14 protein-coding genes and 1 tRNA gene are annotated in these 15,346 nt (G+C 34.4%); 8 read left to right on the forward strand and 7 right to left on the reverse strand.

Going from position 1 to position 15,346, the window contains the following annotated elements; translation table 11 throughout:
- Positions 1 to 18 precede the first annotated feature (18 nt).
- From KZH69_RS14510 to KZH69_RS14535, 6 genes are all read right to left on the reverse strand, one after another.
- On the reverse strand, positions 19 to 1,182 hold the full coding sequence (locus KZH69_RS14510) for a sigma-54-dependent transcriptional regulator (protein ID WP_219318199.1): 1,164 nt from the start codon (positions 1,180 to 1,182) through the stop codon (positions 19 to 21).
- A 36-nt stretch (positions 1,183 to 1,218) separates the two neighbouring features.
- Entirely contained in the window at positions 1,219 to 2,535 is a 1,317-nt protein-coding gene (locus KZH69_RS14515) for an ABC transporter permease (RefSeq protein ID WP_219318200.1), read from the reverse strand.
- Positions 2,536 to 2,599: 64 nt separating this feature from the next.
- Positions 2,600 to 3,520 (reverse strand): ABC transporter ATP-binding protein, encoded by a 921-nt coding sequence (locus KZH69_RS14520; RefSeq protein ID WP_219318201.1) that lies wholly within the window; start codon positions 3,518 to 3,520, stop codon positions 2,600 to 2,602.
- A 120-nt stretch (positions 3,521 to 3,640) separates the two neighbouring features.
- The gene (gene dnaJ / locus KZH69_RS14525; protein WP_219318202.1) at positions 3,641 to 4,753 is read right to left on the reverse strand and encodes a molecular chaperone DnaJ; all 1,113 of its coding nucleotides are present in this window, start codon (positions 4,751 to 4,753) and stop codon (positions 3,641 to 3,643) included.
- A 99-nt stretch (positions 4,754 to 4,852) separates the two neighbouring features.
- Positions 4,853 to 5,428 carry a nucleotide exchange factor GrpE gene (locus tag KZH69_RS14530; protein ID WP_219318203.1) on the reverse strand — a complete coding sequence of 192 codons (576 nt, stop codon included), beginning with the start codon at positions 5,426 to 5,428 and terminating at the stop codon, positions 4,853 to 4,855.
- Positions 5,429 to 5,746: 318 nt separating this feature from the next.
- Positions 5,747 to 6,199 carry a DUF4442 domain-containing protein gene (locus tag KZH69_RS14535; RefSeq protein WP_219318204.1) on the reverse strand — a complete coding sequence of 151 codons (453 nt, stop codon included), beginning with the start codon at positions 6,197 to 6,199 and terminating at the stop codon, positions 5,747 to 5,749.
- Positions 6,200 to 6,559: 360 nt separating this feature from the next.
- On the opposite strand from KZH69_RS14535, the gene KZH69_RS14540 reads away from it, so the two are divergent.
- From KZH69_RS14540 to KZH69_RS14565, 6 genes are all read left to right on the forward strand, one after another.
- Positions 6,560 to 7,015: a DUF4870 domain-containing protein gene (locus KZH69_RS14540; protein WP_219318205.1), complete on the forward strand. Its 456-nt coding sequence runs from the start codon at positions 6,560 to 6,562 to the stop codon at positions 7,013 to 7,015.
- Positions 7,016 to 7,160: 145 nt separating this feature from the next.
- On the forward strand, positions 7,161 to 7,490 hold the full coding sequence (locus KZH69_RS14545; RefSeq protein ID WP_111409468.1) for a PadR family transcriptional regulator: 330 nt from the start codon (positions 7,161 to 7,163) through the stop codon (positions 7,488 to 7,490).
- Positions 7,491 to 7,495: 5 nt separating this feature from the next.
- The gene (locus KZH69_RS14550; protein ID WP_219318206.1) at positions 7,496 to 9,220 is read left to right on the forward strand and encodes a PspC domain-containing protein; all 1,725 of its coding nucleotides are present in this window, start codon (positions 7,496 to 7,498) and stop codon (positions 9,218 to 9,220) included.
- A 6-nt stretch (positions 9,221 to 9,226) separates the two neighbouring features.
- Positions 9,227 to 10,294, forward strand: coding sequence for a M23 family metallopeptidase (locus KZH69_RS14555; RefSeq protein WP_219318207.1), 1,068 nt, complete (start codon positions 9,227 to 9,229; stop codon positions 10,292 to 10,294).
- Positions 10,295 to 10,306: 12 nt separating this feature from the next.
- Positions 10,307 to 11,047: a head GIN domain-containing protein gene (locus KZH69_RS14560; RefSeq protein ID WP_219318208.1), complete on the forward strand. Its 741-nt coding sequence runs from the start codon at positions 10,307 to 10,309 to the stop codon at positions 11,045 to 11,047.
- Between the two features lie 85 nt (positions 11,048 to 11,132).
- Positions 11,133 to 11,966, forward strand: a complete 834-nt coding sequence (locus KZH69_RS14565; protein ID WP_219318209.1) for a GIN domain-containing protein — start codon at positions 11,133 to 11,135, stop codon at positions 11,964 to 11,966.
- An 89-nt stretch (positions 11,967 to 12,055) separates the two neighbouring features.
- On the opposite strand, the gene trxB is transcribed toward KZH69_RS14565, so the two are convergent.
- Complete coding sequence (gene trxB, locus KZH69_RS14570) at positions 12,056 to 13,003, reverse strand: thioredoxin-disulfide reductase (RefSeq protein WP_219318210.1); 948 nt, start codon at positions 13,001 to 13,003, stop codon at positions 12,056 to 12,058.
- Between the two features lie 150 nt (positions 13,004 to 13,153).
- Here trxB and KZH69_RS14575 point away from each other — a divergent pair.
- Both KZH69_RS14575 and KZH69_RS14580 read left to right on the forward strand, forming a co-directional pair.
- A tRNA-Pro gene (locus KZH69_RS14575) sits at positions 13,154 to 13,228 on the forward strand.
- Positions 13,229 to 13,528: 300 nt separating this feature from the next.
- On the forward strand, positions 13,529 to 14,767 hold the full coding sequence (locus KZH69_RS14580) for a site-specific integrase (protein ID WP_219318211.1): 1,239 nt from the start codon (positions 13,529 to 13,531) through the stop codon (positions 14,765 to 14,767).
- Positions 14,768 to 15,346: the final 579 nt, after the last annotated feature.

Raw genomic sequence — 15,346 nt, forward strand, 5'->3', positions numbered from 1 at the left:
CTAATTTATAATTAATTTTTATTTACTTGCAAAAGCGACAACATCACTTTCGGAAATCTCGTTTCCGCCAAGGATTATCAAGCGTTCTACTACATTACGTAATTCTCTAATATTCCCTGTCCAATCATATTCCTGCAACAAACGAATTGCTTCTCTGGAGAAATGTTTAACCGCATTTCCTTGCTCTACAGCAATTTTATTTGAAAAATATTCAATCAAGGAAGGAATATCTTCTCTTCTATCATTCAAAGAAGGCACTTTTATCAAAATAACAGCCAAACGATGGTATAAATCCTCCCTAAAACGGCCTGCTGCTATTTCGCTTTTCAGATCTTTATTCGTGGCAGCAATCACACGGACATCTACTTTTATATCATTATCTGCTCCGACCCGTGTAATGATTCCTTCTTGTAAAGCTCGTAAAACTTTGGCCTGTGCCGACAAACTCATGTCTCCAATTTCATCCAAGAAAATAGTTCCTTTATTGGCTGCCTCAAATTTTCCGGCACGATCTTTCACCGCCGATGTAAAAGCTCCTTTTACGTGTCCGAACAATTCACTTTCGATCAACTCACCCGGAATTGCCGCACAATTGACTTCTATCATTGGAGCACTAGTACGATCGCTTTTGTCATGCAATTGATGAGCCACCAATTCTTTCCCTGTTCCATTTGGACCAGTGATCAAAACTCTGGCATCGGTTTTAGCCACTTTATCAATCATGACTTTCACCAGATTGATTGGTTCACTTTCTCCTATTATTTCGTATTTTTTACTAACTTTTTTCTTTAAAATTTTATTTTCTACAACCAGTTTTTTCTTGTCCAATGCATTTCGAACTGTATTTAGCAATCGGTTTAAATCGGGCGGTTTTGAAATATAGTCAAATGCCCCAAGGCGCATGGTGTTTATTGCTGTTTCCATATCCCCATGCCCAGAAATCATTACAATAGGAATTTCGGTATCAATTTTTTTTACAGCTTCCAGTAATTCAACGCCATCCATTTTTGGCATTTTTATGTCACATAAAACTAAATCATAGTCATTCTCTTTTATTTTTTCAAGCCCTATCATACCATCTTCGGCAACATCAACTTCATAAGACTCGTTTTCCTCAGAAAGTATACTCACTAATACCCTTCTAATGGCTACTTCGTCTTCTATAATCAGAATTTTTGGCATAAATAACTATTTAAGTTTGCTGTGTTTTTTACTTATTTAATACTTTAACCATTTATACAACTCTTTCCAACTCGTTTTTTTTCCATACATCAAAATCCCAACTCGGTAAATCTTGGCAGCAAACCAAACTACGCCAAAAAAGCTTGCAAACAACAAAGATACGGAAATTGCAATTTGCCACCATGGTACCCCAAAAGGAATACGCATTAGCATAACAATAGGCGATGTAAGGGGTATCATAGAAAAAATGACCGCAATAGTCCCATGAGGGTCATTAATAACGGTAAAAAATCCAATATAAACACTCAACATTAATGGCATGATAATAGGCAAAAGAAATTGTTGCGAATCAGTCTGATTATCAACTGCTGCTCCAATAGCCGCATAAAAAGAACTGTACAGAAAATATCCTCCAATAAAATAAACAACAAAACCGATCAAAATAGTGGCAATAGGCAGATTCCATAATTCTTTGATATACATTTGGGCAGTTCCTGAAAATTCTTGCTGGGCAACATGCATCATTTCGGGAGAAACTCTAGACGTTGGACCGATATTGACACCAAAAAATGCAGAGGCAGCAAACATTAACGACAAACCGATAACTGTCCAAATTAAAAATTGCAATAAACCTGCCAATGAAGTTCCGATAATTTTACCCATCATCAATTGGAATGGTTTTACCGAGGAAATGATTATCTCAACTATACGATTCGTTTTTTCTTCGATGACAGAGCGCATCACCATATTTCCATAAATGATTATGAACATCATTATAAGGTAACCAAATGCACCACCTATTGCAATTTTTATTTCGTTAAGTCCCTTGATACTTTCTTCACCAGATGCTTTAGACAGATTCAAAACTACTTCGGCCTTGGCACCTTCTATTGCCAAAGTGTCCAAATGCGCCATTTCAAGATTATTTTTGGTGAGCTTATCTGCAATAATTCCTTGGGCTTTTTCGATAAAAATAATACTAGGACTATTGTTGGAAACCAATTGAATTTTATTTTCTAAATCTTTGTTACTTATCGTCTTTGGAATATAAAGTAAGGCTTCAAAATCTTCTTTAGTTATACTGTCTTTAAGAGCCTGAACATCTATTGCCGATAAATCCAAGTATCTGTATTCACTGTCTTTATTATTCTGAGCTACAAACTCGTTGACAAATAAACCCGATTCATCATGAATTGCAACACGTTTTGTTTCGGCTTTCATAGAGCTTAAATACGCAACAAAACCAGCAATCGCAACAAACAGCAACGGACTTAAAAAAGTCATAACAACAAATGACTTATTGCGAACTTTGGCAATAAACTCTCTTTTTATGATTAATGAAATAATACTCATTTTTTAATTTTAGATTTCGGATTTTAGACTTGTGAATAAGGATTTCGGATTTATAATCTAAATTCTATGCTGTTACCGTTTGAATAAAAATATCATTCACACTTGGGATTTTCTCCACAAAATGCATTACTTGACCACGTTTTGTCAGAACATTCAATAATTCATTTGGTGTGGCATTACCAAGTTGAATTTCCAGTTTTATTTCGTCATTTAATGATTTAAAATTGGCTTCACCCACCCTGAATTTTTGAGTAATATCAAACATCAAACCTTCCACATTGTCTGACAAAATACCTACTTCAAAACTATTCGTTTTGAATTGTCTTTTTACATCAATTAGTTTGCCCTCTATCAACTTATTCGATTTATGAATCAATGCGATATGATCACACAATTCCTCAACACTTTCCATTCTATGGGTAGAAAAAATAATCGTTGCGCCTTCCTCTCTCAATGCCAATATTTCATCTTTAATGACATTAGCATTTACAGGATCAAATCCAGAAAAAGGTTCGTCAAAAATCAATAATTTAGGTTTATGTAAAACGCAAACCACAAATTGTATTTTCTGTGCCATTCCTTTGGACAATTCTTGAATTTTCTTGTTCCACCAGCCTTGAATTCCCAAGCGATCAAACCAATATTCGAGTTGTTTTTTGGCTTCTGCTTTGGACAATCCTTTCATTTGTGCCAAATACAAACATTGTTCGCCTACTTTCATAGAGCTGTACAAGCCTCTTTCTTCTGGGAGATATCCTATGTATTGTATGTGTTTGGGCTGAAGTTTTTCACCATCTAGAATGATTTCGCCACTATCGGGCATCGTAATCTGATTTATGATTCGAATTAGAGAAGTCTTTCCTGCTCCATTTGGACCAAGAAGCCCGTATATGCTTCCTTTGGGAACGGTCAATGATACTTCGTTAAGCGCTACATAATCACCATATTGCTTAACGACTTTATTTACTTCAAGTATGTTACTCATGCTACTTTTTTAATTGGCGTAAAAGTAAATAATTTCAAAACGAAATTCTCTTAATAATGCATTAAAAAACCCATCCTAAACGAATAAAGGATGGGTTTGTATTTTTTATCTTAAAAAAAGTTAAGAAAACATATCTTTTACTTTTTCAAAAAATGATTTATCTGATTTTTCAGGATTTGGAGTAAAGTTATCATCCGTCAATGCTTTTTCAAAGAACTGTTTTTGTTCTTTATTCAAGGTCTTTGGAGTCCAAACATTTACGTGAACTAATAAATCTCCACTTCCGTATCCATTGATACTTGGAATACCTTTTCCTTTTAATCGCAGGATTTTACCGGATTGAATTCCTTCTTCGAGTTTGATTCTTACTTTACCGTTTACCGCGTCAATATCTTTTGAAATTCCAAGAACAGCTTCTGCGAAACTAATGTATAAATCGTAGTGCAGGTTTTCACCTTCACGTTTCAAGAACTCATGTTCAATTTCTTCAATGACTACAATTAAATCTCCCGGTACACTATTTCCTGGAGCATCATTTCCTTTACTGGAAACTTTCAACTGCATTCCGTCTACAACCCCCGCTGGAATCTTTATAGAAACCGTTTCGTCTTCTACAACCATTCCTTGAGAATCGGCATTGCTTGGTTTTTTGTCCAAAATTTGACCAGAACCACCACAAGTAGGACAAGTTGAAGCCGATTGCATTCTACCTAAAATCGTATTGGTAACTCTCATTACCTGACCTTGACCATTACAAGTTGAACACGTTTTGTAGCTTACGCCCTGAGCTTGAACTTTACGTTTTACTTTTACTTTTTTCTCGACACCATTGGCGATTTCTTCGAGAGTCAATTTTACTTTAATACGCAAATTACTTCCTTTTACGCGACGAGGACCTCCGCCTCCGCCTCCGCCAAATCCTCCAAAACCACCACCAAAAATATCTCCAAATTGACTAAAGATATCATCCATATTCATACCGCCATGACCTCCGCCAAAACCTCCAGAACCATCAAATGCTTGATGCCCATATTGGTCATACTTTGCTTTTTTGGCAGGATCACTCAATACTTCGTATGCTTCGGCAGCCAATTTAAATTTTTCTTCTGCCTCTTTGTCGCCAGGATTCTTGTCAGGATGGTACTTCAATGCACTTTTTCTGTATGCCTTTTTAATTTCAGCAGCATCTGCACCTTTTGAAATGCCTAATATTTCGTAAAAATCTTTTTTCATAATAATTTAAAGTAAATTCCAAATTTTAATCCCGAAACTTTCAGGACCAAATTCCAACCGTTCAACACATTAGAATTTAGGATTTGCAATTTGATTTTTTTAGTTACCAATTACCACTTTTGGAAAACGAATAATTTTATCGCCTAGTTTGTATCCTTTTTCAAGAACATCCACAATTTTCCCTTTCATCTTGTCAGATGCTGCCGGAATTTGAGTAATAGCTTCAGCAAAATCCGCATCAAATGTATCACCCGCTTTAACATCAACTTGCTCTAATCCTTTGGCAACCAACGTTCCTTTCAATTTTTCATGAATCAATTCTACACCTTTGGCTAACAATTCATCTTCCGATTTGTTAATTTCAACCATTGCTCTGTCAAAATCATCCAATACAGGTAACATAGCAAGCAAAACTTCTTGATTAGCTGTTTTAAACAACTCGATTCTTTCTTTTGTAGTACGTCTTTTGTAATTTTCAAATTCAGCAAATAATCTCAAAAACTTATCTTTTTCTTTGGCTAAGTCTTGTGTTAACTGCTCTTCAACACTTAATTCTTCAATAATAAGTTGCTCACCATTTGCATTATTCTCTAATGTTACATCATCTATTTCTTGATCGAATTCTGTATTTTCTGTAGTCATATTACTTTTATTTTTAAAAAAATTCTTAAACATAGTTTTATTCATTAAATTCGATTGCAAAAGTACTGCCAAAACTTCTAAAATGTCAAATTGTCATCTTTTTTTAAAAATAAAAAAGGAACTTTATATTGACACTTTTAATTTCAAATTAAAATTTAATATAATTTTAAGACTATTACGATATAGTTTTTCTATTTTTGAGACAGATTTATATTCAAGCCCCAAAGAATACAACTCTCGATGATTGAAAGTAAGGTTGTTTTCTATATAATTATTAATTCACCATTGCCTTATATTAAAAAAAGCTTCGTTAACTAGAAACGAAGCTTTTTTTGTTTTTATAAAAACAGCTTATTTCAATCGAACACTCCATTCAAAATCCATTTCAGAAACCTGAACTCCTTCTTCATTAGTACCTATAGATTTCATCCAAAATGTTTGACCTTCGCCATTGGCAATTGTCTTTTGAATCGCTTCCTCAATTAAATGGCCGTCTTGGCATACAAAAGTGATTCTGCCTGTCGCTTTTTTAGAAAAGTTAGATTTATTATTAGCTACCAGCATCGATATTTTTTTTCCGCTTTTCTGGATTTTATCAATCACCATCGCACCTGTTGTCATCTCAGCAGCCATTGCCTGTACAGCAAAATACATAGAATTAAAAGGATTTTGGTTAATCCATCGGTGTTTTACTGTCACCTCGCATTTTTCATTGTCAATAGATTTCACTCGTATCCCACATATAAATGCAGAAGGCAATTTGAAAAATATAAATCGATTCAATTTAGATACCGTTAATTCCATGTAATAGATTTTTTTGCTAAAATACAAAAAATACCATGCGTGCATATAAAAATTTTCAATTAACGTTATTTCAAGCTTTTCGCTCCACAACAAGACAAATTAAACCATTGGGTAAAGTCTTTTGGGTTTTATGTCTAAGTTAATAAAATTTGGGTTTTGAGATCGCATAGCTGTCAAAATAAGAGCTTTTTTCTTTCAATACTGCTATTTTTTGTTAATATTGTGTTAATATATACTACTATGTGATACAAGATACTGTCTTTCGGACATATATTTGCATAAGAAATTACTAGGTAAGTCATCTAATTAATTTCTGTCATCAATCATCAATCAAAAAAACGAAATCAAAAAATCAAAAAAATGGAAACTTCAACCGAAAGAAACATTGCAGCATTTACACACTTGAGCACTTTTAGTCAATATATAATTCCGTTTGGGAATTATATATTTCCAATTATCCTATGGACATCCAAAAAAGAACAATCGGAATTTGTAGACCACAACGGTAAACAAGCGCTAAACTTTCAATTGAGCATTTTAATTTACACTTTGGTATTGGCTATGATTGCCATTCCAATATTTTTGTATACTGTTTTAAAGAACATCTCATTCAATGATCTTGTAAACAGTAATGATGTCATTTTTGAAAACTTTGATTATGGCAACAGCATCGGAATCTTGACAGTGGGTGTCCTGGCGCTTTTTGTGCTTGCTTCTATAAAAATAGCTGAATTCTTTCTTGTTATTTATGCTTCAATCAAAGCATCTAATGGCGAAGAATACGACTATCCCTTTACAATACCGTTCCTAAAATAAATAGTAACTAGATCGCTAAGACTTACTCATAGAATCTCATGAGCTCAGAATCCAATCAACTTATTTATAATCATCCCATTAATCAATCATCAATCAAAAATGAACAGTTTCATCAACAAATCAAATCCACTCAAATTAAAAAATTATGAACATTGAAAACACAAAAGCCCAGATGCGTAAAGGTGTTCTTGAGTTTTGTATCTTATCAGTACTAAAAGAGAAAGACGCTTATACCTCAGAAATATTAGACACTTTAAAAAACGCAAAATTGTTGGTCGTGGAGGGAACCATTTATCCGCTCTTAACTCGATTAAAAAATGACGGATTACTCAACTATCGTTGGGAAGAATCTACATCGGGACCACCTAGAAAATATTATGGTTTGACAGAAATTGGACAAACCTTTTTAAGAGAACTAGATGGCACATGGACGGAATTGTCTGATGCCGTAAACCTAATAACCAACCAAAAATAATAGTCATGAACAAAACTGTAAATATAAATCTAGGCGGAATGTTCTTCCATATTGACGAAGATGCATACCAAAAATTAACCCGTTATTTTGACGCTATCAAACGTTCGCTGTCAAAATCATCCGGACAAGAAGAAATCATCAAAGATATCGAAATGCGAGTTTCGGAACTATTGACAGAGAAACAAAAGACAGAAAAACACGTAGTAACCATTAGAGAAGTAGACGATGTTATCGCCGTAATGGGACAACCAGAAGATTACATCATTGAAGAAGACGGTCCAAATTCAACAAACAATAGAGATTATGCAGCTCCAAGAAGTACTAAAAAACTATACCGTGACAAAGAAAACGGAATGATAGGTGGTGTTGCCACTGGTTTAGGACATTATTTTGGAATTGATGCAGTTTGGTTAAAAATAATGTTTTTAATATTTGTTTTTGCTGGATTTGGGACTGGAATTTTGGCATACGTCATTCTCTGGATTGTAACTCCTGAAGCGATAACCACATCTGAAAAATTAGAAATGACAGGAGAACCGGTAACCATTTCTAATATTGAAAAAAAGGTTCGTGAAGAATTTGAAAGTGTTTCCGGAAAAATAAAAAACGCTGATTATGACAAATTTGGCAATCAAGTAAAATCAGGTGCCGAAAAAATAGGAAGTGGTTTAGGTGATTTTATCATGACCGTTTTCAAGATTTTCGCTAAGTTTCTAGGAGTTGTTTTAATAATATCAGGTTTAGTGGTGCTTGTTATGCTATTCATTGGAGTATTTACTTTGGGAACTACTACATCTATAAACTTTCCTTGGCAATCATTTGTAGAAGCAGGAAACTTCACTGATTACCCCGTTTGGACTTTTGGTTTATTAATGTTTTTAGCGGTTGGAATTCCATTTTTCTTCATGACTTTATTAGGATTCAAATTATTGGCACCCAACATGAACTCTATTGGAAACATTGCAAAATACACTTTATTAGCCCTTTGGTTAATCGCAGTTTCACTTGCAATCTCAATCGGTATAAAACAAGCAACAGCATTTGCGGTAAATGGCAGATCGGTTCAAAAAGAAACCATTAATATAAAACCAACAGATACTCTTTTAATCAAATTCAAGCACAATGATTATTTTGCTAAAAATGTGGATGACCGAAATGAGTTTATGATTACTCAAGATTCTTTGAATAATGACATTATTTATTCAAATCAAGTAAGCATCAGAATCGAAAAATCAGAAGAAAAATATGCTTATCTACAAATTGAAAAAGAAGCCAAAGGAAAATCACTGTCTGAAGCTAAAAAAAGAGCTGATGCCATTCGTTACAACTATAAAATCGTTGGCAACCAATTGATATTTGACAACTATTTAATTACTGATTTAAAAAACAAATTCAGGGATCAAGAAATAGAAATCACTTTATACTTGCCCCAAGGCACATTATTGAAACCAGACGATTCAATGAGAAATTATGATCGTACAGATGGTGATTACTTTTTATGGCATCCTGATTCTACTAATGATATTTTCAGAGTAGAAGACAATAAAATAAGATGTTTAAATTGTCCAAACGATGATAATGACTATAATGATGAAGATGATGACAACGAAACAAATGTAACCATCAATGAAAATGGTGTCACTGTAGAAAGTGATTCGGTTGTTAAAACCAAAAAGAATTTCAAAGAATTGAAAATCAACAAAGACGGTATAATCATTAAAACCGAATAAGTAACGATGAAAACCATTCAATTTTTTGCAGTACTTATTTTTGGATTATCTGCCTTGTCTGTTAATGCTCAAAACAAACTTACAATTGAATGCAAACCTGAGCATCCGCTGAAAGAAAAAATCAATGAACAGCAATACAGTTTAAATTTTGATTTTGTTATAGAAAATCTATCCACGGATAGCCTTAAATTAACCAAGCTAGAAATATCTGCTTTTGACAGGCAAAATAAACTTGTCCAACAAAAGTTTTTGGATAATAATGGTACAGCCCCAAGTATAAACACTATTCCAAACATCGAATGGAATAGTGTTTCAAGAAAAATGATTTTTAATCCTTTTCCAGATCTAAATAGTATGACTGATAAATTGGAATATACATTTGTTTTCAATGATAGCATTGAGATTAAAAAAGTAGTTATTCCAACAGATTATGAACAAAAGTCGGATTTCATTCTGCCTCTAAAAAATAAAATACTGGTGTATGACGGGCATGATTTTTATTCACATCACAGGCGTTTTGATTACGAATTTGCTCCAATAAAGCAATTAGGATTCACTGGAAATTTCATGAGATATGCTTATGATTTTGTAGTAGTTGATTCAGAAGGGAAAAAATTTATTTCAAAGGGGGAAAACGATAGAGACTGGTTTGGTTTTGGAACTGATGTTTTGGCTGTTGCAGATGGTGAAATTGCAGCTATCGAAACCAATAAAAAAGACGATAAAACTTTTGATATTCCATCATTAAAAGATAATCCATTAACTTTATATGGAAATTATATTGTTATAAAACATGGTGCAAATTCATATAGCATGTATGGACATTTGAAAAACAAAAGCGCAATCGCATTAAAAGTAGGTGATCGAGTAAAAAAAGGACAGAAAATAGCTTCTATTGGAACCTCCGGTAGTTCATTCTTTCCGCATCTGCATTTTGAAGTTAGAAATTCGATTAATCATCAGGCAGAAGGATTGCCTTCCTATTTTAAAAATTATTATTTAATACTTGGTTCCACCAAAAAAGAAGTACCAACACACACCATTGCAACTGGTGATATTATTCAATCAAAATAAAACCGAATAATCATGTTAAAAGTCATCACATTAATCACCCAATTTATTATCGTTACATTAACGGCTTTGCTTTTTGGATCTTGTAATCAACTGGGAGAAATCAATGCAATTAAAGGAAGCGGCCATGTAACTACTGAAAAAAGATCGGTTACTGGCGATTTCAAAAATGTAGAAGTAAATAATGCTTTAGATCTTGTCATTGAACAATCAGACAAAACCGAAATAATCGTAGAGGCCGACGATAATTTACAGAAAGAAATCACTACCAAAGTAGAAAATGGAGTGCTGATTATTTCTTGTACATCAGGTAACTTTATCAATGTTTCCTCAAAAAAAATAACAGTAAAAATGCCTGTAATAGAAGGACTAGAAGCCTCATCAGCTGCTACTATTAACAGCAAAACGACTTTAAAAGGAAGCAATTTGAATCTTGCATCATCGAGTGCTGCGTCAATTCATGCTACTCTAGAGTACGAAAAAATTCAATTGTCAAGCAGTAGCGCCAGTAATCAAACTATAAAAGGAAAAGCAATGCAACTAGAGACATCGGCTTCCAGCGGATCTGTTATAGATGCCGATGAATTATTGGCCAATGATGTAACGGCCGATTCATCAAGTGGCGGATCTATTTCCGTTCATCCGATTGTAAGTTTAAATGCTAAAGCTTCCAGCGGTGGAAACATTGCGTATAACAACCCCCCAAAATCAATTAAAAAAGAAGAGAATTCTGGAGGAAGTATTCATCAAGAGTAAGTGTATTTTCCTTAAATATTTCTAAAATCATCCATCAAAAATGGGTGATTTTTTTATATTTGTACCCAACCCAAATTGTTTTAAAATGAAATATTTTCACGTACTTGTATTTTTCTTACTTGCAACAAACCTTACTATTGGCCAAAATAAAGAAAGAATAAAAGGTTCTAAAGTCGTTGTCGAAAAACCAAAAGAAATTGACGAATTTACCGCAATTGAAATTGAAGACAATCTAACTGTTTTCTTAGAAAAAGGTCCTAAAAACGAAATAAAAATTGAAGCTGACGACAATCTCCATGACAACATTTCTTTTGACATAAAAGAAAAAACGCTTCGCATTTACACTCCTAAAGAAGCAACTAGTTTCAAAAAACTGATTGTTCGAATGAAATATACCAATGATTTAAAATCCGTTATAGCCAAAAACCTAACAATTGTTAATGCACTTGAAGCCATTCAACTGGATGACATTGCATTTAAATCTTTGGATTTTGCCAAATTATACTTGAATGTCAATTCAAAAAATTTCACATTAATAGCTGACGATAAATCGAAGATTGAGCTTAATTTAAAAGCTGAAAAATCAAAAATTCAATTGAGTAAAAATACACAAATCAAAGCTTTGATCGCAACCACTGAGTTGGCATTTGATCAGTACCAAAAAGCAATAGCCACTATAGAAGGAGAAGCTACCAATGCAATCATACGTCTGGATAACAATTCCGTATTTACAGGAGTTAATTTCACTATAAAAAATGCCGATGTAACTACTGAAAGTAACGCAATTTGCAATTTAATGGCTGATACAACACTTGTGGTTGACGCTATTGATGCTTCAAAAATTTACGTCCTTGGCACTCCTAAAATTGAAGTCCGTAAATTTTTAGGCGAAGCACAATTGATTAAAAAGACGAAGTAATCCCTAAGCTGAGTTTTTAATCTCAGAATTCATATATAAAAAAAGTCCCAACTTAAAAAATTGGGACTTTTCATTTTATAAAGAAAAATTTAGTCTTTAGAAGCCAAATATCTTTCGGCATCAAGAGCAGCCATACAACCAGTACCCGCAGCCGTAATTGCTTGACGGTACACGTGGTCCGCAGCATCTCCCGCAACAAAAACGCCATTAACATTTGTTTTTGAAGTTCCAGGGGTATTTATAATATATCCTGTTTCGTCTAAAGTCAAATACTCTTTAAAAATTTCAGTGTTCGGTTGATGTCCAATGGCCACAAAGAAACCAGTAGCCGGAATATCAAAAACTTCACCTGTTGTTTTGTTTCTTGCTTTAACGGCAGTAACTACTTGCTCATCTCCCAGCACATCTACTGTATCGTGATTCATCAAAATCGTAATGTTTTCGGTTTTACGAACGCGTTCTTCCATAATTTTGGAAGCTCTAAACTTTTCGCTACGAACCAACATCGTCACTTTAGAACATAATTTAGATAAATAATGAGCTTCTTCACAAGCTGAATCTCCGGCCCCAACTATTACAACTTCTTGATTTCTATAGAAGAATCCGTCACAAACAGCACAAGCCGAAACTCCACCACCCATTTTTAGATAGTGTTGTTCTGATGCAATATTCAGATATTTCGCAGAAGCACCTGTAGAAATAATTACGGTTTCGCAATGCAATTCTATTTTATCATTGATCCAAACTTTATGAATATCTCCTGAGAAATCTACTTTGGTAGCCCAACCATCACGGATATCAGTACCAAAACGTTGTGCTTGACTTTGCAACTGTACCATCATTTCCGGACCAGTAACTCCATCTACATAACCTGGAAAGTTTTCGACTTCATTGGTAGTCGTCAATTGACCCCCTGGTTGCATTCCTTGGTATAAAACAGGATTCATATTAGCTCTGGCTGCATATATGGCTGCAGTATAACCTGCTGGTCCAGAACCTATAATAAGGCATTTGATTTTTTCTATTGTGTCTGACATATTTTTTATTTTTTGAGTTACAAATGTACTCTTTATTATAAAAAATACATACCCTAATAAATCCAAAAAATTGATGTTGAAATAAATTTTAATTATTTTAGAAAATCGCTTTGAAAAGCAGAAATAAACCTTATATTTGCACTCGAATTACGGGGTGTAGCGTAGCTCGGTTATCGCGCCTGCTTTGGGAGCAGGAGGCCGCAGGTTCGAATCCTGCCACCCCGACAAAAAAGCCTTCCATAGGCAGTCAAAACCCTTTAAATCGTATGATTTAAAGGGTTTTTCTTTTTATTCCACTCCAAAACATTCAAGTTATATCAAAGAAAATGGGACCTATTCGGCTACCCCTTTTCTTTTTTTACCTTTAGGTCCCAGAAATCAATTTAATCATTTAATTACCAGTCAGTTGTACTCAAATTTTAACATTTGATGCTTCTCGGAATACGCGTTTTTTTAACCAAAAATTCGGCAGTATCGGGACTCATTTTAATGTGCAAATGATCTAAAACATTAAATTTTTGAGATATGAAAGCAGCTACTACAACATTCGGGGTACTTTTTTACCTAAAGATACAAAAAACCACGACGCAAGGTTCGGCTCCTATCTGTGCTAGGGTAACGGTAAACGGAAAGCGAACCGAGATTTCAATAAAGCGATCAGTTAACGCAAATGAATGGGATGAAAGAAAAGGCATGGCCAAGGGAAGTCGTAAAGAAACAATTGAACTCAACATGTTCCTTAATCAGTTCAAGGCAAAGATTATAAATACGTATCAGCAGATGGTTCTGACTGATGTACCAATTGATGGCCCTGCAATCCGCGATAAAGTATTGGGAATAGACCACCTGGCTCCCACATTAGTATCACTAATGGAATATCATAATGAGCAGCAACTACATAAGCTTGCTCCTGGAACTATGAAGAACTATCATACCACACAGCGGTATGTAAAAATATTTCTAAAAGAGAAACTATACAGAAATGATATTGTCCTTTCACAGCTTAAATATAAATTCATCTTGGATTTTGAACGCTACCTTTTTAATTATGTTCCCAAAGACCACCAAAAGCCACTTAACAACAACGGCATTATGAAGCACATTGAACGGTTGCGTAAAATGATAAATATGGCGGTCAAGTTGGATTGGCTGTCTAAAGATCCATTTACCAGCTTCAAGAAGCATTTTGACAAAGTGGATCGGGAGTCATTGAACAGTAAAGAGCTTACAGCATTAGCTAATAAAGAGTTTACGATCGAACGGCTGGAGCATGTTCGGGATATGTTCCAGTTTAGCTGCTATACAGGTCTTTCCTATATTGAACTCGCCGAACTGGCTCCAAACAAAATTATTACGGGTATAGACGGCGGGCTTTGGATATCAACAAGCAGGGCAAAAACAGATATAAGAATACGGGTACCACTGCTTCCACAGGCTATAGAGTTAATGGATAAATACAGAGATGATCCAAGAGCTCTGAATAACGGTACAGTTTTTCCTGTAATTTCAAACCAGCGAATGAACGGCTACCTGAAAGAGATTGCTGACATGTGCGGTATAACAAAAATTCTCACCTTTCATATCGCACGGCATACTTTTGCAACTACCGTTACCCTGAGTAACGGTGTACCAATAGAGAGTGTATCAAAGATGCTTGGACATACAAGTATTCGTACCACTCAAATCTATGCTAAGGTAGTTGAACAAAAACTCAGCGAGGATATGCGTAAACTTGAAGAGCGGATGTCGACAATCGTGTCCTAATATCCCGAATACTATAATTTTTTTATGGGTTCGAACCCCTAATCTTCAACCATAAGAGACAAATTAGAAATATCGCATTAAATTCAATAGATTTTATTAAAAGATCTGACGAAGACTTGTAAACTTTATAAATAGTCTAAAATTGCACAAATGCTTTAGATTGAAAATACCACCTTTATGAGTGGCTATTTCAGAATAGCAAAATCTGCATGCTAACATTTTAAATTAAATGTTTTTTTTCAGTGTTGCTGATCCAGTACAACCTACTGAAGAAGTTGACGACAAATTATATTTGAGCCGTAGCTGCGAATAATCAGTTTCACAACCCAACAAAGTGCGACTGATCTTCGAAACATTATATAGAACCTCTTAAACCTTTTAGAGAGAAAATTTTAGTCAAATTTTCATGTCCTTTTTTATGAAAAGTCAATTTTTGAACTTTGCGTAATTAACTGGAAAAACCGGTCAAATTGACCACCACTTTCCAGTGTAAATTGACCACCAGTTCCGGAGCAAACTGACCACCACTTTCCAGTTCAAATTGACCACCTAATTTCGGGGTAAATTGATTATTAAAAA

Origin of the sequence: Flavobacterium taihuense (assembly GCF_019351435.1) — a bacterium.
GTDB classification, from domain to species: Bacteria; Bacteroidota; Bacteroidia; order Flavobacteriales; family Flavobacteriaceae; genus Flavobacterium; species Flavobacterium taihuense.